This window comes from Acidovorax sp. GW835-FHT14G06 (assembly GCF_058793595.1).
Map to the genome: position 1 here is coordinate 496,652 of NZ_JBXAGA010000002.1, position 18,850 is coordinate 515,501.

Here is an 18,850-nt window from a genome sequence, read left to right on the forward strand (position 1 = left end):
CCATAGGGCGCGGTAACTCGCTCCCTATATTGCCTCGTACGCCTCGTTTGCTGGTCATGCCCTTTGGTGAAGCAGTCTCACGCTCCTCCGCAAGCGCAGTCTGTGTTGCGGTCCTTCGGACTAGCAACAGGCGCAGACCGCCAGTGGTGCCTCAGGCTTTCACTTCGCCCGTCAGCCGGTCATAGATCCGTCCGTCGTAGTTAATGATGTTGCCGGTGGCCGTATCGAGTCGGCTCCGCTTGTAGGTTCCCGCGCCTTTGCCGTCCAGGCCGATGTAGTCGGCATTGGCATAGGCGACCCGATTGTTCTCGGCCACGATGCCCTCCTTGGTCCATTTGTTGCTCGTGAGCCATTCAGACACGTTGGTTCCTGTGGGCGGATTGATCTCCCCATTCATGCGCATTTTTGTCAGTGTAGGGTCCATGTTGAAACCCTCGGCGGCCAACAGGCCGCTGGGGTTCTTCCGGTAGTAGGCCGCTGTCTCCTCGGACATCTTGGAAAGGTCGCTTCTTACCAACGTCGATCCATCCGTTGGATATTTGGACAGATTGCCGCTTCGAATGGACTCGTAGTCAGCAGCGAACTCTGGGTGGTTCTTGAAGAACATGTAGCGCCCGACGACTGTATCGTCACCGCCGCTGAGGACCATCGCGTGCATCCTGATGTAGTCTGGTGGTTCGTAGTCTGCCGCAAAAGTGGCGCCCAGCCCTTTTTCCCATTGCTTGAACTCTTCCAGGTTCTTGAAAGGGACGGTGGCTACTGCTTTTTCGGCTGTCGTCGTGGAGCTCGTGGCTGCCGATGGGGTCGTACTCTTGGCATAGAGGTTCGTGGTGGACGTGTAAGCCGTTTTGTCAGAGGAGGTGGCGCCTGCCGCCGTGCCAGCTGCGGCGGACTGAGTTTCTGCAGACAGCTCCTCCAAAGTGGCTCTCAGCTCCTTGAGGAAGGTGAGCGGGTCCGCGTCGGAGTGGTTTTGAGCTGTGCGCTCCGCAGCGCGAGTTGCCAGGGCGCTGGACACCCCCATGGAGGTCAGGAGATTGGCGGCTTGAGAAATATCGAGCATGTGGGACTCCATCGTCGGTTGGTCGCTTGCGCAGGCTGTGGAAATAGCGAGCTTGGTTGATCATCCTTCAATCCCCAGCGTTCAATCACCGCGAAAGCAGCAGGAATCCCGGGCATTTCCTACCGATGGAGCCGTGGGTTAAGCGTGTATGCATCCCAATGAGCGCTGCGGCTTGGAATGTGGAGTGCGGGGCGTGAGCCAATGCGCCCGCTATGGCTATCTGTGCATTGGCTTTCTGAGCGCACAGCCAGGGTCTGCAGATGCAGGCGACGGGGGGACTCGAGCGTAGATTTCCCTAGTGCCGAACCTTGCTCGATAAGATCGAACCCTATTCGGACTGATTTTTGCCGCGGCCTGAAAACGAGCTTGTTCCCTCTGCCGCCTCCCCGATTCGTGATTCCCTATCTTTGTCCTGTTCGTCTTTTGAAGTGGCTCGTAAATCTCCATGCCTACCATTGTTCCTGATTTCTGGCCCAACAGCGGGCTGACGCACCTGGCGCGCAACGAGCGCGGGTGGCTGAGCGCCACGGATGCGTATGTTCGGCACCTGCTGAGCCGCCCGGAACTGGCGCTGGTGCTTGAGTCGTGCGCGGCTGAGGTTGCGTTGCACGAGGCGTTGAAGGCATCGCCTGCGCGCCGTGTGGCCCCGGAGGAGCTGGCCCAGATCCAGGACGACGACGCCCGCGAAAACTACACCGTGTTCCTGCGTTTTCGCGATGACCTGCTGGCCGCCGGCACGTTGGAGGCGTATTACCTGCAGCTCATGCGCAGTGGGGTGGTGAACGTGCCCGCCGTGTTCATTGACGCCGTGGTGCAGGCGCTGCTGCGCAACCTGCTGGACGACTGCAACGACGCCTTCGAAGCCCGCGCCGCCGAGATGCTGTTTCGCTCGCAGCGCATCACCTTGCAAGACGGGCAAATGCTGGCAGGCGACCGGGCCACGCTGGACATGCTCAACGAAACAGCGGGCCTGGGCGAGGTGGGACGCTTGCTGTTGCAAAGCGGTGCACTGCAGCCCACGGCGCAGGTCAAGGTGCTGTCGGCCGACAATGCGGCGCAATATTGGCAGGAGAGCGACCGCCACCACTTTCTGCTCGACCTGACCCATGAGCTGACGCAGGACCTGAGCCATGGCCTGACCTTCAAGATGACCCGCGCCCGATCCGGCCTGAAGGCGCTGGCGCGGGTGCTGGAGCGCTGGGTCGCCCACCTGCTGGGCGTGCAGGTGTTGATTGAGCCCGTGCACCAGGTCACCGACAGCGCATGGCGCTGGCATGTGGGGCTGGACGTGGAGTCCACCGCCATCCTCAATGACCTGTACCAGGACCGGTCGGTAGAGGTCGAGCGCATGGCGCGGCTGGTGAGCCTGTTCAAGCTTACCTTTGCCAACCCGGCCGAGATGCGCCCCGATGTGGCGGGCAAGCCGGTGTATCTGGGGTTGGCGACCAACGCCGAGGGGGTGGTGCGCATCAAGCCGCAGAACCTGTTGCTCAATCTGCCGCTGGCATCGGCATCTTGATTGCTATTGAATCAATAGCTGCTAGCGCATGAGAAATATGCGCTAGCGGCCAATTTGACTCAAATTTCTCCCTGACGGATGACAACCAAGTGCCGTGCGCTCATCCGATGGTCATCAGGCTCGCGTTTCCCCCTGCCGCCGCCGTGTTCACGCTCAACGCGCGTTCGATGACCAGGCGTTCCAGCGGGATGTCCGTCGCGCCGGGCTGGAGCGCAGTCACGCCCACGATGGGCCCGGTTCGGCGGGCGAGTGCGGTGCACACGGCCTGCAGCGAGGGGGCGTTGCCGTGGTGCAGCACTGCATCCAGCTCCAGCGTGCCGTCGTTCAGCGTGTTGTCTTGCAGCATGACTTGCGCTTGCACCAGCGAGGGCAGCAGCGTGCGCAGGTGGGCCTGGGCCGTGGGCCACAGGGCGGTGCCGCCGCTGGCAAGCACGGCGGCCGTCTGCACCAGCAGCTCGTCCGTGCTTTGCGCCAGACACAGCACGCGGGCACGGGGCGCCAGGGTGTAGACGTTGCGCTCCCCGGTGGGGCCGGGCAGGGTGCGGGCGGTGCCGCTTTGGGTTTGCTGGGCAAAGCGCTGGCAGGTGGCGGCCAGCGTAGCGTTGCCTTGTCGCTGCGCCCATTGCTCCAGCGTGGTCAGCGGTGCCAGCAGGCGCTCGCGCCGCTCGGTGTCGGGTGGGCTGAAGCGATCAGCTTCGGCAAAGGTGCGGGCCAGCGCATCGGCCGGGCGCTGCGAAAGCAGGCGCAGCAGGTACAGCGGCCCGCCTGCCTTGGGGCCCGTGCCGGACAGACCTTCGCCGCCAAAGGGCTGCACGCCCACCACGGCGCCGACCATGTTGCGGTTCACATACAGGTTGCCAGCATGGGCGCGGTTGACCACGCGGGCGATGGTTTCGTCGATGCGGGTGTGCACGCCTTGTGTGAGGCCGTAGCCGGTGGCGTTGATCTGGTCGAGCAACTGGTCCAGGTCGTTGCGCGCGTAGCGCACGAGGTGCAGCACGGGGCCGAAGACTTCGCGCTGCAGCTCGCCGATGTGGTTCAGCTCGATCAGCGTGGGTGGCACAAAGGTGCCCGGTGCGCTGACGCTGACGGCAGAAACGTGGTTCGGGTGCTGGAACACGCGGTGGCCTTGGGCCTTGAACTTCTCGATGTGCTGGATGATGCCCGCTTGTGCTTCGGCATCGATGACGGGGCCCACGTCCACACGCAGCGCTCCGGGGTTGCCCACACGCAGCTCGCCCATGGCACCTTGCAGCATCTCCACCACGCGGTCGGCGGCTTCTTCTTGCACGCACAACACGCGCAGGGCGGAGCAGCGCTGGCCTGCGCTGTCAAAGGCGGACGACACGGCGTCGCCCACCACCTGTTCCACCAGCGCGGATGAGTCCACGATCATTGCGTTCTGCCCCCCGGTTTCTGCAATCAGCGGGATGGGGCGGCCTGCGGCGTCCAAGCGACCTGCCACGGTGCGTTGCAGGATGCGCGCCACCTCGGTGGAACCGGTGAACATCACGCCCATCACGCGGGCGTCGCCGATCAAACGCGCCCCCACGGTTTCGCCCTGGCCGGGCAGCAGTTGCACGGCGGCGCGGGGCACGCCAGCCTGCCACAGCAGGCGCACGGCCTCGGCGGCGATCAGCGGGGTTTGTTCGGCGGGCTTGGCCAGCACGGGGTTGCCTGCGGCCAGCGCTGCCGCCACCTGGCCCATGAAGATGGCGAGCGGGAAGTTCCAGGGGCTGATGCAGGCGACTGGGCCGAGCGGGAGGTGGGTGGCGTTGTCGAAGGTGCTTTGCACCTGGGCCGCGTAGTAGCGCAGAAAGTCCACCGCCTCGCGCACTTCGGCCACGGCGTTGCTGGCGCTCTTGCCCGCTTCGCGCATCAGCAGGCCCAGCAGAGGCAACATGCGGGCCTCCAGCAGGTCGGCGGTGCGCAGCAGGGCGGCGGCGCGCTCGGCGGGCGGGGTGGCGGCCCAAGGGGCTGCTGCGGCCTGGGCGTGGGCCAGGGCCTGGTCGACGTCTGGGGTCGTGGCTTCTTGCACCTGGCCCACCACGTCGTGGTGGTCGGCGGGGTTGCGCACGGGCTGCATGGGGCCTGCGGGGGCATCGGCGCCCAGCAGGGGGGCGGAGGTCCAGGCATGGGTGGCAGTGGCTTGCAGGGTGGTGGCCAGCTCGGTCAGCGTGTTTTCGTTCGACAGGTCCAGCCCGCGCGAGTTGGTGCGGTGCACGCCATACAGGCCCTGGGGCGTGGCAATGCGGGGGTGGGGCAAGCCCGCAGTGCCTTCTGCCGCAGCTTGCTGGTCCACCACTTGCACGGGGCTCTTCACCAGCTCGTCCAGCGCAATCGTTTCGTCGGCAATGCGGTTCACGAACGAGGTGTTGGCCCCGTTCTCCAGCAGACGGCGCACCAGGTAGGCCAGCAGGGTTTCGTGCGTGCCCACGGGGGCGTAGATGCGGCACGGGCGGCCCAGCTTGCCCGCAGTGATGGCACCCACCACCTGCTCGTACAGCGGCTCGCCCATGCCATGCAGGCACTGGAACTCGTACTGCCCAGCGTAGTAGTTGCTGCCTGCCAGTTGGTAGATGGTGGCCACCGTCTCGGCGTTGTGCGTGGCGAACTGGGGGTACACGGCCTCGGGCGCGGCCAGCAGCTTGCGTGCGCAGGCGATGTACGAAATGTCGGTGTGCACCTTGCGGGTGTATACGGGGTAGTCCGCGAGGCCATCGACCTGGGCGCGCTTGATTTCGCTGTCCCAGTACGCGCCTTTCACCAGGCGCACCATCAGGCGGCGCTGGGTGCAGCGGGCCAAGTCCACCACGTAGTCGATGACGAAGGGGCAGCGCTTTTGGTAGGCCTGGATGACGAAGCCAATGCCGTTCCAGCCCGCCAGCGTGGGCTCGTGGCACAGGCGCTCCAGCAGGTCCAGCGACAGCTCCAGGCGGTCGGTTTCTTCGGCGTCGATGTTCAGGCCAATGTCGTACTGCTTGGCCAGGGCCGTGAGGCGCAACACCAGCGGGTACAGCTCGTCCATCACGCGGCCAAACTGTGAGCGGCTGTAGCGCGGGTGCAGGGCCGAGAGCTTGATGGAGATGCCCGGCCCTTCGTAGATGCCGCGCCCGGCAGAGGCCTTACCAATCGCGTGGATGGCTTGTTCGTACGAGGCGTAGTAGTGCGTGGCGTCTTCGCTGGTCAGCGCCGCCTCGCCCAGCATGTCGTACGAATAGCGAAAGCCCTCGGCCTCCATCGTGCGGGCGTTGCGCAGGGCCTCGTCAATGGTTTCGCCGGTCACAAACTGCTCGCCCATCATGCGCATCGCCATGTCCACGCCTTTGCGGATCAGCGGCTCACCGCCTTTACCGATCAGGCGGCTGAGCGAATTGCCCAGGCTGCCTTCGCTGTGTGTGGCCACCAGCTTGCCGGTGATCAGCAGGCCCCAGGTGGCGGCATTGACGAAGAGCGACGGGCTCTTGCCCAGGTGGGCATCCCACTGGCCGTGGCTGATCTTGTCGCGGATCAGCGCGTCGCGCGTGGCCTTGTCGGGGATGCGCAGCAGCGCCTCGGCCAGGCACATCAGCGCCACGCCTTCTTGCGACGACAGCGAAAACTCTTGCAGCAGCCCTTGCACGATGCCCGCGCGCCCGGCGCTGGCCTTGCGTTCGCGCAGTGCCTTGGCAATGCGCAGGGCCAGTTGCTCTGCCGACGCTGCCTGATCAGCGGGCAATCGGGCCTGGGCTAGCAGCGGGGCCAGGGCTTCGGGCTCGGGGCGGCGGGTGGCGGCGGTGATGGCTGCGCGCAGCGGGTTGTTCAGCGGCGTGCGGGGCGCAAAGTCTGCAAACGGGGCGGAGGGCTGCGTCATGGCGGTGTCTTTCAGGGATTTGGCGGTGCCCAACACGGGGGAAAGTGTTGGTTGGGCGCGTTATTGGCGATGATCCTTGGGTTGGTGATGAATAAATGTTCGAAAATTGGCATTAACACCGAATAAATAACTAATCAATATGCAAAATGAACCCGATCTGGACCGGATTGACCGCAAGATCCTGTCAATCCTGCAGGAAGACGGCCGCATTGCCAACCTCAAGCTGGCCGAGGCGGTGGCCCTGTCGCCCACCGCCGTGCTGGCACGGGTGCAGCGCCTCACGCGCGATGGCTTCATCCTGGGCTATGAGGCGCGGCTCAACCCACTCAAGCTGGGCGCGGGCATGCTGGTGTTTGTGGAGGTGCTGCTGGACCGCACCACGCCCAACGTGTTCGATCAGTTCAAGGCCGCCGTGCAGGTGCACCCCGAGATCATGGAATGCCACATGGTGGCGGGCGGGTTTGATTACCTGCTCAAGACGCGATCCGCCGACATGAACGCCTACCGCGTGTTTGCGGGCAATGTGCTGTGGCAGCTGCCCGGCGTGCGCGAGACGCGCACCTATGCGGTGATGGAAGAGGTCAAGCACACCAACCACCTGTACCTGCGCTGACCCCACACCACCCACCGGATTGGCGGTGCTGGCAGAAGCCCGCATAATTCTCGGCAGATCTGCTTGCATGAGGAGCTACACCATGACGACCGCTTTCCCCTATGCCGCCGCAGCCCTGGTGGCTGCCCTGTTCAGCCAGACGGCCGCTGCATCCTGCTACGTCGTCTATGGCCCTGACAAGGACATCGTGTACCGCGCCCCGGTGCCGCCGGTGGACATGTCACGGCAGATCCACGAAACCCTGCCCCTGGTGGCCCCGGGCTCGACGCTGGTTTTTTCGCCCGACAACTTTGGCTGCGAACTCACCATCAACAAGCTGCCACTGACTGCCGTGTCAGCGCCCGGGGGCATGCGGCCTGCGCGCGCTGACCGGGGCTGAAGCGGACAGTTCGCAGGGGTGCGGCCAGTGGGCGTGCCGCGCCTGAGACAATCGGGGGATGAGCGAACCGAAAGAACTATCCCCCTCGTTTGAACCCACCGAGCAGAATTCCCAAAGCGACCTGCCCGAAGGCTGGCTGCACGTGCAGTCCATGGACCTGGATGCCCAGGGCGTTGCCCGCAAGTCCGATGGCAAGGTGGTCTTCATCGATGGTGCCCTGCCGTTCGAGCTGGTCACCGCCAACACCCACCGCAAGAAGAACAACTGGGAGCAGGCCAGCCTGGTAGCGATCCACCGCGAGTCGTCCCAGCGCGTGCGGCCGGATTGCCCCCACTTTGGCCTGCACGCAGGCGCCTGTGGCGGCTGCAAGATGCAGCACTTGCACGTGGGCGCCCAGGTGGCCGTCAAGCAGCGGGTGCTGGAGGACAACCTCTGGCACCTGGGCAAGGTCAAGGCCGAGACTATGCTGCGTCCCATCGAAGGGCCCGCCTGGGGCTACCGTTACCGCGCCCGGTTGGCGGTGCGCCACGTGATCAAGAAGGGCCAGGTGCTGGTGGGCTTTCATGAGCGCAAGAGCCGCTACATCGCCGACATGCAGACCTGCAAGATCTTGCCGCCGCACGTCGATGCCATGCTGATGCCCCTGCGCGCACTGATTGCCAGCCTGGATGCCCGCGACACCTGCCCACAGATCGAACTGGCCTGCGGCGACACCGTGACCGCGCTGGTGCTGCGCCACCTGGAGCCGCTGAGCGCTGGGGACATCGCCCGGCTGCGCGCGTTTGCGGTGGAGCACCATGTGCAATGGTGGCTGCAGCCCAAGGGCCCGGACACGGTGAAGCTGCTGGACGAGGGCGGCGAGCAACTGTCTTACGCACTGCCGGACTTCGGCATCACCATGCCTTTCAAGCCCACGGACTTCACCCAGGTGAACCCGCACATCAACCGCGTGCTGGTGAGCCGCGCGCTGCGGCTGCTGGATGTGCAGCCGCACGAACGGGTGATCGACTGGTTCTGCGGCCTGGGCAACTTCACGCTGCCGCTGGCCACGCAGGCGCGCGAGGTGCTGGGCATCGAGGGCAGCGAGGCCCTGGTGGCCCGCTCGCGTGAGAACTATGCATTGAATCAGGCCCAGGCGCCAGACCATAAAGCGCTGGCAGCTACTGATTTTGTAGCGCGCAACCTGTTCGAGATGACGCCGGAGATGCTGGTGGCCGACGGCGCTGCTGACAAGTGGCTGGTGGACCCACCACGCGAAGGGGCGTTTGCGCTGGCCAAGGCGCTGGCGGACATCGAACAGGCCCGTATTGGCGCCGAAGGTGCGGGCCCCTTGCCTGCAGGGGCCGAAGGCTGGACGCCCCCGAAGCGCATTGTGTATGTGAGCTGCAACCCAGCCACCCTGGCGCGCGATGCCGGGCTGCTGGTGCATCTGGCCGGCTACCGGTGCACGGCGGCGGGCATGATCAACATGTTCCCGCACACGGCCCATGTGGAGAGCATGGCGGTGTTCGAGCGGGTCTGAGTCCGGTTGCCAGAAAGAGGCTTCAGGAAGGGGAGGGCGCAGCCCTCCGTCCCGTGGCCTTAACTCCCCCGCGCAATATCAGCTGCGGTTGCGGCTGGCTGCGGGGTCGCGGGGTTCGGTTTCGGTATCGGGTGCGCGTTCGCTGCGTTCGGGCTTTTCCACCTTGCCCAGCACCGAGGGCGTGCCCTCGATCTTGTTCTCACGCATGTAGGCGTCCATGTCCTTCCAGCCTGCAAACACCGAGGCCTTGGAGGCCTTGGGATTGAGGGCGTAGCAGTCTTCCAGACCCCGCAGTGCGTGGCGGCAGGCACCGCCAATGGCCTTGGCCTCGGCATCGCGTTGCGCCACGCGCGGGTCGGGGCCCAGGCCCGGGATCTTGTCGCAGCCTGCAAGCAGCAACAGGCCCGCCAAAACCATCAGGCGCAATGCGGTGGAGGGGCTTTGTGGATACATGTACTTGCATTATCGGCACACTGGCCGCGCTATTGAGGCTTGATCCTGGGGCGCCGCCCACAAAAAAGGCTCCCGAGGGAGCCTTTTGATGGAGGTCAAGGGACTGGCAGGGCTCAGTCGCGCTCGCCGCCCATGATGCCCAGCAGGGCCAGCAGGCTCTGGAACACGTTGAAGATGTCCAGGTACAGGGCCAGTGTGGCGCTGATGTAGTTGGTTTCGCCGCCGTCCATGATTTGCTTGAGGTCATACAGCATGTAGGCGCTGAAGATGCCGATAGCAAGCATCGAGATCACCATCATGCCCACGCTGGAGCCCACGAACACGTTGATGATGCCGCCTACCATGAGCACCAGCGCGCCCACCATCAGCCACTTGCCCATGCCCGACAGGTCGCGCTTGATGACGCTGGCCAGGCTGGCCATGACAAAGAACACACCGGCTGTGCCGGCAAAAGCCGTCATGATGAGGTCAGTGCCGTTCTTGAAGCCCAGCACCATGCCGATCATGCGCGACAGCATCAGACCCATGAAGAACGTGAAGGCCAGCAGCACTGGCACGCCAGCGGCCGAGCGCTTGGTCTTTTCGATGGCGAACATGAAGCCGAACGCGCCGCCCAGGAACACGATCAGGCCCAAGCCGCCCGTCAGCGAGCGGGTGATGCCGGTGGCCACGCCGATCCAGGCGCCCAGCACCGTGGGGATCATGCTCAGGGCCAGCAGCCAGTAAGTATTGCGAAGCACCTTGTGGCGCTCTTCCTGCGAGATGCCATAGCCCGCAGAGTGGCCCAGGGTGGTGACTTGGTCATTCATCTTGTGTCTCTCCTTGTTGGCCTGCACGACGCAGACATCACAAATTCTAGGTGGTGATGCTTTTTTGCTTTGCAATGACCGCACCCGGTCACCTACTTTTGGTAAGGATACTTTCACCCTGGCTGAGGGCAACGGCGCCGGGGATGCCGGTATGCTCGGTTCTCTTTGCGTGCCGGGGCGGCCTGTGCGGCCCGGTTTCCTCTCCCACTTTCGGATCCTTTCATGAAAACCAAGCACGAACTCGAACTGGCCGACGTCAAGGCCGTGGCCGCTGCCGCCGAAGCCGAGGCCCTCAAGAACAACTGGGCCGTGACCATCGCCATCGTGGACGATGGCGGCCACCTGCTGTGGCTGCAGCGCCTGGACGGTGCCGCAGCAGTGTCATCGCACATCGCTCCTTCCAAGGCCCGCACGGCCGCTCTGGGCCGCCGCGAAAGCAAGGTCTACGAGGACGTGATCAACGGCGGCCGTACCTCGTTCCTGAGCGCGCCCACCATTGACGGCCTGCTCGAAGGCGGCGTGCCGATCATGAAGGACGGCCAGTGCCTGGGTGCCGTGGGCGTGAGCGGCGTGAAGTCCACCGAAGATGCACAGATCGCCCGCGCGGGCATTGCAGCCCTGGGCCTCTGATTCGGGGGCTCCCGGCTGGGAGTGTGGTTGCTATTATTTTGATATCTGCAAGCGCATGTTCCACTAGCGCATGGGGCTGAAAACGCTTCAAAACCCTCTGGGAGCATGAAAAAACCGGCCTGTGGGCCGGTTTTTTGTTGGCAGGATCGGGGGCGGCAAAAAAAGCCTGGCTACGCGGGAGCAAACCCGTTGGCTGGCAAAAACGACCCTTGCGAGCTTGTTGCAAGCCCGGGAGTCGCCCCACGATGAAACTATTTGGTCAGGATGAGCTTGCCCAGCTTGGTGGCCTGCAGGCGGTACACCGAGCCGTTGTGGCTGATGGCGACGGTCTTGTGGCCTTGCAGCAGCACGCTGCTGTCCAGTGCAGCAGTGGCGCAATGCGTACCTGACGACGGGGCCTCGCCAGATGCCGATGCGTCTGCGGAGTCAGCCGGCACGGCGCGGCGGAGCGGGGCGGAGGTCAGGGAGGCTTGCATGGAGTTTTCCTGGGTCATTGCAGTGCGTTTTGTTAATGATAACGATTCGCAATTACAAGTCAAGCGAACGTTGTGTTTCTTTTTGTTCTTTGTTCAGCCCTATGGCGGAGGGCTGCGACATGGGCAACGGACTATGCGCCGTGGGCCCAGGGCCCAGGGCCCAGGGCCCGGGGCCCGGGGCGGCGGTGGGTGGGGCGCGAGCATCCCCCGGTTGCCTGGCATCTCCGGCAGTCCCCCAACACACCTTGCACACCATCATCATGATGGGCGCTCTGGCGGAGACGCGTGGGGGCGGGAAGGGCTACTTCTGCTGTGCCTTTACTGGCCCTGCGGGTCGGTCACAAACCCGATCTTGCGCACGCCAGCACGCTGCGCGGCGGCCATGGCCTGGGCGACAAATTCGTAGCGCACGTTCTTGTCGCCACGGATGTGCAGGTCCGGCTGGGGCTCCTTGGCGGCCTCGGCCTGCAGGCGGGGGAAGAGTTCTTCTTCCGACACCTGCGACTCGTTCCAGAAGTATTTGCCATCGGCCGACACCGACAGGCGCACGGTCTCGGGCTTGACGTTCTCGGGCTGGTTGGTGGCGCGGGGCAGGTCCACGTTCACCGCGTGTTTCATCACCGGCACAGTGATGATGAAGATGATGAGCAGCACCAGCATGACGTCCACCAGGGGCGTCATGTTGATCTCGTTCATCACGTCATCGGTGTCGTCTTGGGTTCCAAAGGCCATGGCTTAGCCGCCTTTCTTCATGGGCAGCACCTTGCCGGGCTCGCCAGCGTTCACGCGGGCGCCGGTCACAAAGTAGGCGTGCAGGTCATGCGCAAAGCTGTTCAGGCCATTCAGGATGGACTTGTTGCCGCGCACCAGCGCGTTGTAGCCCAGCACCGCAGGGATGGCCACGGCCAGGCCCAGCGCGGTCATGATCAGCGCCTCGCCGATGGGGCCGGCCACCTTGTCGATGGTGGACTGGCCCGAGGTGCCGATGGCCAGCAGGGCGTGGTAGATGCCCCACACGGTGCCGAACAGGCCGATGAACGGGGCGGTGGAGCCCACCGACGCCAGGATGGCCAGGCCCGAGGACAGGCGGGCGGTGAACTCATCGATGCAGTTGCGCAGGCAGCGGGTCACCCAGTCACTCACGTCCAGGCTGTCGTGCAGGTGGGCCTTGGTGTTGCGGTGGTGGGCAGTGGCTTCGCGGCCTTCCAGCGCCAGGTGGCGGAAGGGGTTGGTCGGGTCGGCGCCCAGCTTGGTCAAGCCCGCGGCAAAGTCCTCGCTGTGCCAGAAGTCCTGGGCGGCGCGGGCGTGTTTCTTGAACTTGATGATGTCCAGTGCCTTGATGAGGATGACGATCCACGAGGCCAGCGACATGGCCAGCAGCAGGATGGCGACGGCGCGGGTGACAAAGTCACCCTGGATCCAGACGTTGGCGATGCCGAATTGCGATTCCATGAAAACTCCCTGAGCGGTGATTGGTTTATTCGAGAACAAAGTTGACGGGGACGAGGTTCCACATGGCCTCGGGCACGCCGTTGCGTTTGCCGGGCACAAAGCGCCAGCGCATCACGGCGTCCTGGGCCTGGCGGTCCAGCCGGTCAAAGCCGCTGGACTTGTTGACCTCGACCTTTTGCGGCACGCCATCGGTGCCGATGAGCACCCTGAGCACCACCTTGCCTTGCTCGCCCATGCGTTTGCTGATGGCGGGGTAGCTGGGCTTGGGGTTGTTGAGATAGGCCGCGTCGCTGGACGGCAGCTCGATCTTGGGTGGTGCAGGCGGTGCCGGTGGCGCAGGCGCGGGGGCCGGGGGCGCCACGGGGGCCTCGATGGGCGGCGCGGGCGGCTGGGGCGTGGTGATGCCCGTGGGGGCATTGGGCGCCGGCGTGGGGTCGGCAATGGCCACGGGCATCGGTGCCGGGCGCGGCGCTGCCTTGGGAGCGGGCTTGGGTGGTGGGGGCGGTGCCGGCGGGGTGACTTTGGGCGGGGCGGGCGGTGCGATGAATTCGCTGAGCAGCTCGGCCGGCACGATCACTTCGGCCGCCTTGCGCACCAGGCCGGACTGCAGGGCCCAGATGCCCGCCACATGCAGCGCCACCACGGAGCCGACGATCACGGCATTGCGGCTCACACCGCCAGGGGGGGCGAAACGATCAGGGTGAGACATAAAAAGAAAGGAAGGGCAGCTCCGCCCCTAGCATAGGGCGGACGTTGCCGGGTAAACCCGGATTATTTGCGAAAGATCCACCAGGCCGAACCTGCGACCAGGATCAGGCTGCCTGCGAGGGTAGAGAGGAGTTCCATGACTTGCTTTCCAGGATGGAGCTGGCAAGCTGGATCGTCTGCGGCGCCGCATCGTTGCGCAAGGCGGCTACCGGGTTCGAGACATTGCACTGCGCCACCACGTCGCGGGCGCAGCTTTCGCAGCATCCGCATTGGGTGGCCACGCCCAGTTCGAACTGGATCTCATCGAAGCTCATGCCGGCACGGGCATGGCGGGCAATCTCACGGTCCGAAACCCGGCGGCAAACACAGACGATCATGGCGGCAGGCAGTGTGGCTGGCTGTTGAAAGGATGATTGAGATTATAAATACGAATCTATCGCATTTGCAATAAATCATTCCTGCCGACAGGGGGAAGGCGCACCTGCCCGTGTGGAGCTGCCGATACCCCGGGCCTCAGATCGCGCCCGCGGCGGGCTCGTCGTGGCCGTCCAACAGCGCGGAAGTCGCTTCGGCAAGGGTGGCGCAGCCGGTCAAGGCCATGGCGACCTCCAATTCGTCGCGCAGCAGGCGCAGCACATGGGCCACGCCCGCAGCACCTGCATTGGCCAGGCCCCACACGGCTGGGCGGCCCACCAGCACGGCGGAGGCGCCCAGCGCCATGGCCTTGAGCACATCGGTGCCGCGCCGGATGCCGCCGTCCACCAGCACCGGCGCCTTGCCCTGCACGGCTTGCACCACACGGGGCAGCGCGGTGGCGGTGGCAGGGGCCGTGTCCAGCGTGCGCCCGCCGTGGTTGGACACGATGAGGCCCGCAGCGCCCAGCGAAACGGCCTGGCGCGCGTCGGCGGGGTGCAGCACGCCCTTGAGCAGCACCGGAAGCCGGGTGATGGACTGCAGCCACGCGATGTCGTCCCATGTGGGCGCACGGTGGAGCAGGCCGTCGAACAAGGCGCTCTGGCCGGGGCCCAATGCGGAAGGGGCGGGTGCCTGCAGGCCCGCCAGGTTGACCGGGCCCACGCCGGGCGGCAGCCGAAAGCCCGCGCGCCGCTCCCGGTCGCGCACGCCGCTGGTGGGGGCATCCACCGTGAGCACCAGGGCCTCGTAGCCGGCCGCTTCGGCACGCTGCACCAGAGCCTGGGTGAAGCCACTGTCGGGTTGCAGGTAGAGCTGAAACCACAGCGGGCCGCGCCCTAGGTCGGGCAGGACGGCCTGGGCCACGCTCTCCAGCGACACGCTGGCCTGGGTGCTGAGCACCACGCCCGCGCCCAGCGCCGCTGCGGCATAGGCCATGGCCAGTTCGCCGTCGGGGTGCGCCAGGCGCTGGAAGGCCACGGGTGCGAGCAGGATGGGGTGCGCCAGCGTGCGGCCCAGCAGGGGCACCCGGGTGTGCCCACCCGCCAGCGGCCGCAGCACGCGGGGCCACAGGGGCAGGGCGTCCCAGGCGCTGCGGTTGGCGTGCAGACTGATCTCGTCGGCCGCGCCGCCACTGAAGTACGCCCAGGCGTTGTCGTCCAGCTGCGTGCGTGCGTGCAGCTCGTGGTCGGCCAGGGTGACCAGGCCCGGGGGGATGGTGTGGCGTGCAGGAAATTGGGTCATACAAACAAAAATAGCACCAAGCGCTAGTGGATCATGCGCTGGGTGCTATCAAAATAATAGTTCTTGCGGGGTGTCTCATACCCTCGGTCGCAGCCGTGGGGTAGGGGCCTGCGGTTCACACATCGGCCCACATGCGCAGCAGGTTGTGGTACGTGCCCGACAGCGCGATGGCCGACGGGTTGGTGTCGCCGTGTGTCTGGCGCAGCTTGAGCAGGGCCATGTCCATGTCGAACAGCAACTGGCGCTGCTCCAGCCCGCGCACCATGCTCTCCACCCAGAAGAAGCTGCTCACGCGGTGCCCGCGCGTGACCGGCGCGACCTGGTGCACGGTGCTGCTGGGGTACAGGATCATGTCGCCCGCAGGCAGCTTGATGCGCTTCTCGCCCAGGGCTTCGTCAATCACCAGCTCGCCGCCGTCGTAGTCCTCGGGCGGGGTGAGGAACAGCGTGCACGACAGGTCGCTGCGCACCCAGCAGCTGTCGGCGCGGGAGTGCATGACGGCGCTGTCCACATGGTTGCCATAGTAGTTGGCGCCATCACCGTATTTGTTGAACAGCGGGTTGTAGATGCGGCGCGGCAGCGCGGCCGAAAAGAAGAGGGCGTTGCGATTCAACGCGGCCTTGACCAGGCTCTGGAGCTGGGCAGACAGCTCGCTGGCTTGCGCGAGCTGCAGGTTGTTTTTCTGGTGCACCGCCTGGCCGCCCGCGCTGCGGGCGCCGTCCACCCAGGGGGCGTCGGCCGCCCAGAGCTTTTGCCGGAAGAACGAGACCTCGTCGGCGGTGAGAACGTCTTGGATGTGCAGGAACATGGAGCCATTGTGAACCGGCCCCGGGCAGTGCCGGGGCCGGTTCATTCGAGGGACTTCAGAGGTGCGTCAGAAGCGTGTCTTCAGCGTCAGCTGCACAGCGCGCGGGGCGCCGGGCGTGTAGAAGCCGCGGTACAGGCCTTCGGCATACGTGCGGTCGAACAGGTTGCTCACGTTCAGCTTCAGCGAGGTCTTGTCGTCAAACGCGTACTCGGCCATGGCGTCCACCACGGCAAAGCCGCTGGCGTACACGGCGCGAGAGCCTTCGGGGTTCTGCTTGGCGCGGTATGTCAGGCCAGCACCCACACGCAGCTTGGAGGTGACGGCGTAGGTGCTCCACACGCTGCCGCTGTGCTTGGGCGTGAGGCCGGGTCGGTCACCCTGCACCTGCGCTCCACCGCCGTTGGCGGCCAGCACCACGTTGCTCTTGTCGATCTTGGCCGACGGGATCCAGGTGTGGTTGAAGAACAGTTCCCACTTCGGCGTCAGGCGGCCCGCCAGGTTGAACTCCATGCCGGTGGCGTGGCGCTTGCCCGAGAGCAGTTCTTGCGCGGCAGCGGTGTCGGGGTCGGTGTTGCGCTCGTTGTACTTCTGGCTGTAGAAGGCGGCCACACCCAGCAGGGCGCGGCGCTCGAACAGCTCGAACTTGCCGCCGACTTCGATGTTGCGGCTCTTTTCTGGGTCGGTGTTGGCGGTGCGCGCCGTGGTGGTGCCGGGGTTGCCAAACTGGTAGGTGTCGCCCGAGGTGTTGTACGAAGTGCCGTACGACAGGTAGTACGAGGTCAGCTCGTCAGGCTGGAAGATCATGCCCACGCGGGGGCTGAACAGGCTGTCGGAGCGAGAGTTGCTCAGGCTGCCTGCGGCGTTGTGGTACGCGGCGCGGAAGTTGTCGTAGCGCAGGCCGCCGACCAGCTTGAGCGTGTCGCTCAGCGAGACCGTGTCCTGGAAGTACAGGCCCAGGTTGCGCGATGTGAACGTGTTCCACTGCACCGGCGCACGGCCGTCGGCCACCCACGCGCCGTCGTTGGGCGTGCCCACCGTGGTGGTGGGGCGGGTGGTGGTGTTGGCGTAGTTCTGGTTGCGCTTGGCGTCGTCGTCGTAATAGTCCACGCCGGTCAGCACCGCGTGCTTCTTGCCACCCCAGTTGTAGGTGTTGCTGTAGTCGCTTTGCACCTGCAGCACATTGCTCTCGCCCACGCGGCCCTTGGAGCCACGGGTCAGCACGGTGTTGCTGTTGATCTGGTCCAGCGTGATGGCGCTGTTCTGGAAGCCGATGGTGCTGGCCAGCAGGTCGCGCTCGTACTTGCCGTAGCGCAGGCGCGTGGTCAGCTCGCCGCTGTCGTCAAAGCGGTGGATGTGGCCCAGCGTGACGTACTGCGATGTGGTGTCGTTGTGGTCGCTGGCCAGGCCGTAGTACTTGCCGGCTTCCAGCGGCATGTTGATCTTGCCGTCGGCCGAGAGGCGCCAGGGGTGGTTGTAGAGCGGGCGGCCCTTGGATTCGAGGTAGTACAGCCCGACGGAGAACTCATCGCGCGTGCCGATGCCCCAGGCAAAGGTGGGTGCAATGCCGCGCTTGTCCTGCTTGGCGCCGTAGTTGTCGTACTCCTGCACCATGGCGTTCAGGCGGAAGGCCGAGTTCTCGCCCGTCACCCAGTTGAAGTCGCCGGTGGCGCGGTGGTACTTGCCGGTGCCCAGTGTGTAGCCGGCTTCGTGCTGGTCGATCAGCAGCGGGTACTTGTTGACCTGGTTGACCACGCCGCCGGTCGAGCCCTTGCCGAACAGCATGGAGGCCGAGCCCTTGAGCACTTCGATGCGGTCGTTGTTGAAGGTGTCGCGCTCGATCAGCGGGGCGTCCTTCATGCCGTCCACATAGATGTCGCCCGCCAGGCCCAGCGAGAAGCCGCGCAGGCGCACGTCTTCTTCACCGGTCTCGCCGGACTGGAAGGTCACGCCCGCCGTGGTGCGCAGCACTTCGCGGAAGTCGTCCTGGTTGCGGTCATTCATCAGCTTTTCGGTGAACACCGTCACGGACTGGGGGATGTCCTTGATGTCCTGCTTGCCCTTGCCCACGGTGGTCTTCTTGATGAGCAGGGTGTCCTTGCCCTGGACTTCAGCGGCTTCCTTCACCGTCACGGTGGACAGGGTGGTCTCGGATGTGCCGGTCTGCGCCATGGCGCCCATCGAGGCGGCCAGCATCAGCGCGCCCAGTGGCAGCAAGGCCCTGTCGGATTGCGAAGCCTGGGGCGACAGGGTGGCGGGAGAAGCAACGAATGCGGGAGAAGAACGCAGCATGCCGCTGCGGCGCTGGGCGCGAGATTTAGCCAAGAGGGCCTCCGTCAATAGGGGTGTGCAGGTGGCGCGCAGGGGCACCAAGAGCAGGCGAGAGGCAGTGGCTAGATCAACATGGCTGTGCGTCGTCGTGCAGCTTTATGTTACATCAAATGCGGGTCATTCTCATTTGCATTGATGCGGACGCGCCACACTTCGACAGGGTATGGGCGTAAAAAAACCGGCAGTGCCGGTCTTTTCGCGGGAGCGACGCGGGTCGCTGAGCGTCTGGTCTTATTTGACGTGCTTGCCGATCAGGCCAGCCAGTTCAAACATGGAGACCTGGGGCTTGCCGAACAGCTCTTTCAGCTTGGCATCGGCGTTGATGTTGCGCTTGTTGGTGGCGTCCTGCAGGTTGTTGGCCTTGATGTAGACCCACAGCTTGCTGATGATCTCCGTGCGCGGCAGAGGTGCCGAGCCCACCACAGCGGCCAGCGCGGGGCTGGGCGTGAGCGCCTTCATGAAAGCGGCGTTGGGGGTCCGCTTCTTGGCGGGTGCAGCGGCCTTCTTGGCTGCTGGGGCTGTGGTTGCCGGAGCTTTTTTTGCAGTTGCCATGTTGGGTTGTCCTTGTTGGGAATAAATTTTTA

General features: G+C 65.0%; 18 protein-coding genes. 5 read left to right on the forward strand and 13 right to left on the reverse strand.

Going from position 1 to position 18,850, the window contains the following annotated elements; translation table 11 throughout:
* Nucleotides 1–151: 151 nt before the first annotated feature.
* A complete protein-coding gene (locus AC1Q64_RS04905) occupies nt 152–1,060 on the reverse strand; it encodes a hypothetical protein (protein WP_492250647.1) in 909 nt (302 codons plus the stop codon).
* A gap of 445 nt (nt 1,061–1,505) precedes the next feature.
* On the opposite strand from AC1Q64_RS04905, the gene AC1Q64_RS04910 reads away from it, so the two are divergent.
* On the forward strand, nt 1,506–2,579 hold the full coding sequence (locus tag AC1Q64_RS04910; protein ID WP_492250648.1) for a DUF6352 family protein: 1,074 nt from the start codon (nt 1,506–1,508) through the stop codon (nt 2,577–2,579).
* Nucleotides 2,580–2,679: 100 nt separating this feature from the next.
* Here the strand turns inward: AC1Q64_RS04910 and putA are convergent, their stop codons facing one another.
* The gene (putA, locus tag AC1Q64_RS04915; protein ID WP_291438027.1) at nt 2,680–6,432 is read right to left on the reverse strand and encodes a trifunctional transcriptional regulator/proline dehydrogenase/L-glutamate gamma-semialdehyde dehydrogenase; all 3,753 of its coding nucleotides are present in this window, start codon (nt 6,430–6,432) and stop codon (nt 2,680–2,682) included.
* Nucleotides 6,433–6,571: 139 nt separating this feature from the next.
* On the opposite strand from putA, the gene AC1Q64_RS04920 reads away from it, so the two are divergent.
* From AC1Q64_RS04920 to rlmD, 3 genes are all read left to right on the forward strand, one after another.
* Nucleotides 6,572–7,045 (forward strand): Lrp/AsnC ligand binding domain-containing protein, encoded by a 474-nt coding sequence (locus AC1Q64_RS04920; protein ID WP_291438026.1) that lies wholly within the window; start codon nt 6,572–6,574, stop codon nt 7,043–7,045.
* An 82-nt stretch (nt 7,046–7,127) separates the two neighbouring features.
* Nucleotides 7,128–7,424, forward strand: coding sequence for a hypothetical protein (locus tag AC1Q64_RS04925; RefSeq protein ID WP_099730513.1), 297 nt, complete (start codon nt 7,128–7,130; stop codon nt 7,422–7,424).
* Between the two features lie 58 nt (nt 7,425–7,482).
* Nucleotides 7,483–8,946, forward strand: a complete 1,464-nt coding sequence (gene rlmD, locus AC1Q64_RS04930) for a 23S rRNA (uracil(1939)-C(5))-methyltransferase RlmD (RefSeq protein WP_492250649.1) — start codon at nt 7,483–7,485, stop codon at nt 8,944–8,946.
* Nucleotides 8,947–9,024: 78 nt separating this feature from the next.
* Here the strand turns inward: rlmD and AC1Q64_RS04935 are convergent, their stop codons facing one another.
* Both AC1Q64_RS04935 and AC1Q64_RS04940 read right to left on the reverse strand, forming a co-directional pair.
* Nucleotides 9,025–9,399 carry a hypothetical protein gene (locus AC1Q64_RS04935; protein ID WP_291438024.1) on the reverse strand — a complete coding sequence of 125 codons (375 nt, stop codon included), beginning with the start codon at nt 9,397–9,399 and terminating at the stop codon, nt 9,025–9,027.
* 113 nt (nt 9,400–9,512) lie between these two features.
* On the reverse strand, nt 9,513–10,208 hold the full coding sequence (locus AC1Q64_RS04940) for a Bax inhibitor-1/YccA family protein (RefSeq protein ID WP_492250650.1): 696 nt from the start codon (nt 10,206–10,208) through the stop codon (nt 9,513–9,515).
* 222 nt (nt 10,209–10,430) lie between these two features.
* Here AC1Q64_RS04940 and AC1Q64_RS04945 point away from each other — a divergent pair, with 222 nt between their 5' ends.
* Complete coding sequence (locus AC1Q64_RS04945; RefSeq protein ID WP_015014564.1) at nt 10,431–10,838, forward strand: GlcG/HbpS family heme-binding protein; 408 nt, start codon at nt 10,431–10,433, stop codon at nt 10,836–10,838.
* 251 nt (nt 10,839–11,089) lie between these two features.
* Here AC1Q64_RS04945 and hemP read toward each other — a convergent pair whose 3' ends face one another.
* From hemP to AC1Q64_RS04990, 9 genes are all read right to left on the reverse strand, one after another.
* On the reverse strand, nt 11,090–11,314 hold the full coding sequence (gene hemP, locus AC1Q64_RS04950) for a hemin uptake protein HemP (RefSeq protein WP_492250651.1): 225 nt from the start codon (nt 11,312–11,314) through the stop codon (nt 11,090–11,092).
* Between the two features lie 318 nt (nt 11,315–11,632).
* Complete coding sequence (locus AC1Q64_RS04955; RefSeq protein WP_492250652.1) at nt 11,633–12,046, reverse strand: ExbD/TolR family protein; 414 nt, start codon at nt 12,044–12,046, stop codon at nt 11,633–11,635.
* Nucleotides 12,047–12,049: 3 nt separating this feature from the next.
* Nucleotides 12,050–12,766 (reverse strand): MotA/TolQ/ExbB proton channel family protein, encoded by a 717-nt coding sequence (locus AC1Q64_RS04960; RefSeq protein WP_056063831.1) that lies wholly within the window; start codon nt 12,764–12,766, stop codon nt 12,050–12,052.
* A 25-nt stretch (nt 12,767–12,791) separates the two neighbouring features.
* Complete coding sequence (locus tag AC1Q64_RS04965; protein ID WP_492250653.1) at nt 12,792–13,475, reverse strand: energy transducer TonB; 684 nt, start codon at nt 13,473–13,475, stop codon at nt 12,792–12,794.
* A 103-nt stretch (nt 13,476–13,578) separates the two neighbouring features.
* Nucleotides 13,579–13,851: a (2Fe-2S)-binding protein gene (locus tag AC1Q64_RS04970; RefSeq protein WP_492250654.1), complete on the reverse strand. Its 273-nt coding sequence runs from the start codon at nt 13,849–13,851 to the stop codon at nt 13,579–13,581.
* A 136-nt stretch (nt 13,852–13,987) separates the two neighbouring features.
* Nucleotides 13,988–15,130, reverse strand: coding sequence for an alpha-hydroxy acid oxidase (locus tag AC1Q64_RS04975; RefSeq protein WP_492250655.1), 1,143 nt, complete (start codon nt 15,128–15,130; stop codon nt 13,988–13,990).
* 115 nt (nt 15,131–15,245) lie between these two features.
* Complete coding sequence (locus AC1Q64_RS04980; RefSeq protein WP_492250656.1) at nt 15,246–15,938, reverse strand: Fe2+-dependent dioxygenase; 693 nt, start codon at nt 15,936–15,938, stop codon at nt 15,246–15,248.
* Nucleotides 15,939–16,004: 66 nt separating this feature from the next.
* Complete coding sequence (locus tag AC1Q64_RS04985) at nt 16,005–18,227, reverse strand: TonB-dependent receptor (protein WP_056063815.1); 2,223 nt, start codon at nt 18,225–18,227, stop codon at nt 16,005–16,007.
* Between the two features lie 270 nt (nt 18,228–18,497).
* A complete protein-coding gene (locus tag AC1Q64_RS04990; RefSeq protein ID WP_015014555.1) occupies nt 18,498–18,818 on the reverse strand; it encodes an SWIB/MDM2 domain-containing protein in 321 nt (106 codons plus the stop codon).
* Between the last annotated feature and the right edge of the window lie 32 nt (nt 18,819–18,850).

What these genes read in the sequence shown, in the direction of transcription:
- AC1Q64_RS04955 (WP_492250652.1), bottom strand. Translation starts at nt 12,046, where the DNA reads ATGGCCTTTGGAACCCAAGACGACACCGATGACGTGATGAACGAGATC.
- AC1Q64_RS04990 (WP_015014555.1), bottom strand. Translation starts at nt 18,818, where the DNA reads ATGGCAACTGCAAAAAAAGCTCCGGCAACCACAGCCCCAGCAGCCAAG.
- AC1Q64_RS04945 (WP_015014564.1), top strand. Translation starts at nt 10,431, where the DNA reads ATGAAAACCAAGCACGAACTCGAACTGGCCGACGTCAAGGCCGTGGCC.
- AC1Q64_RS04985 (WP_056063815.1), bottom strand. Translation starts at nt 18,227, where the DNA reads ATGCTGCGTTCTTCTCCCGCATTCGTTGCTTCTCCCGCCACCCTGTCG.
- AC1Q64_RS04965 (WP_492250653.1), bottom strand. Translation starts at nt 13,475, where the DNA reads ATGTCTCACCCTGATCGTTTCGCCCCCCCTGGCGGTGTGAGCCGCAAT.
- rlmD (WP_492250649.1), top strand. Translation starts at nt 7,483, where the DNA reads ATGAGCGAACCGAAAGAACTATCCCCCTCGTTTGAACCCACCGAGCAG.
- AC1Q64_RS04970 (WP_492250654.1), bottom strand. Translation starts at nt 13,851, where the DNA reads ATGATCGTCTGTGTTTGCCGCCGGGTTTCGGACCGTGAGATTGCCCGC.
- AC1Q64_RS04920 (WP_291438026.1), top strand. Translation starts at nt 6,572, where the DNA reads ATGCAAAATGAACCCGATCTGGACCGGATTGACCGCAAGATCCTGTCA.
- AC1Q64_RS04980 (WP_492250656.1), bottom strand. Translation starts at nt 15,938, where the DNA reads ATGTTCCTGCACATCCAAGACGTTCTCACCGCCGACGAGGTCTCGTTC.
- putA (WP_291438027.1), bottom strand. Translation starts at nt 6,432, where the DNA reads ATGACGCAGCCCTCCGCCCCGTTTGCAGACTTTGCGCCCCGCACGCCG.
- AC1Q64_RS04975 (WP_492250655.1), bottom strand. Translation starts at nt 15,130, where the DNA reads ATGACCCAATTTCCTGCACGCCACACCATCCCCCCGGGCCTGGTCACC.
- hemP (WP_492250651.1), bottom strand. Translation starts at nt 11,314, where the DNA reads ATGCAAGCCTCCCTGACCTCCGCCCCGCTCCGCCGCGCCGTGCCGGCT.
- AC1Q64_RS04935 (WP_291438024.1), bottom strand. Translation starts at nt 9,399, where the DNA reads ATGTATCCACAAAGCCCCTCCACCGCATTGCGCCTGATGGTTTTGGCG.
- AC1Q64_RS04960 (WP_056063831.1), bottom strand. Translation starts at nt 12,766, where the DNA reads ATGGAATCGCAATTCGGCATCGCCAACGTCTGGATCCAGGGTGACTTT.
- AC1Q64_RS04925 (WP_099730513.1), top strand. Translation starts at nt 7,128, where the DNA reads ATGACGACCGCTTTCCCCTATGCCGCCGCAGCCCTGGTGGCTGCCCTG.
- AC1Q64_RS04910 (WP_492250648.1), top strand. Translation starts at nt 1,506, where the DNA reads ATGCCTACCATTGTTCCTGATTTCTGGCCCAACAGCGGGCTGACGCAC.
- AC1Q64_RS04905 (WP_492250647.1), bottom strand. Translation starts at nt 1,060, where the DNA reads ATGCTCGATATTTCTCAAGCCGCCAATCTCCTGACCTCCATGGGGGTG.
- AC1Q64_RS04940 (WP_492250650.1), bottom strand. Translation starts at nt 10,208, where the DNA reads ATGAATGACCAAGTCACCACCCTGGGCCACTCTGCGGGCTATGGCATC.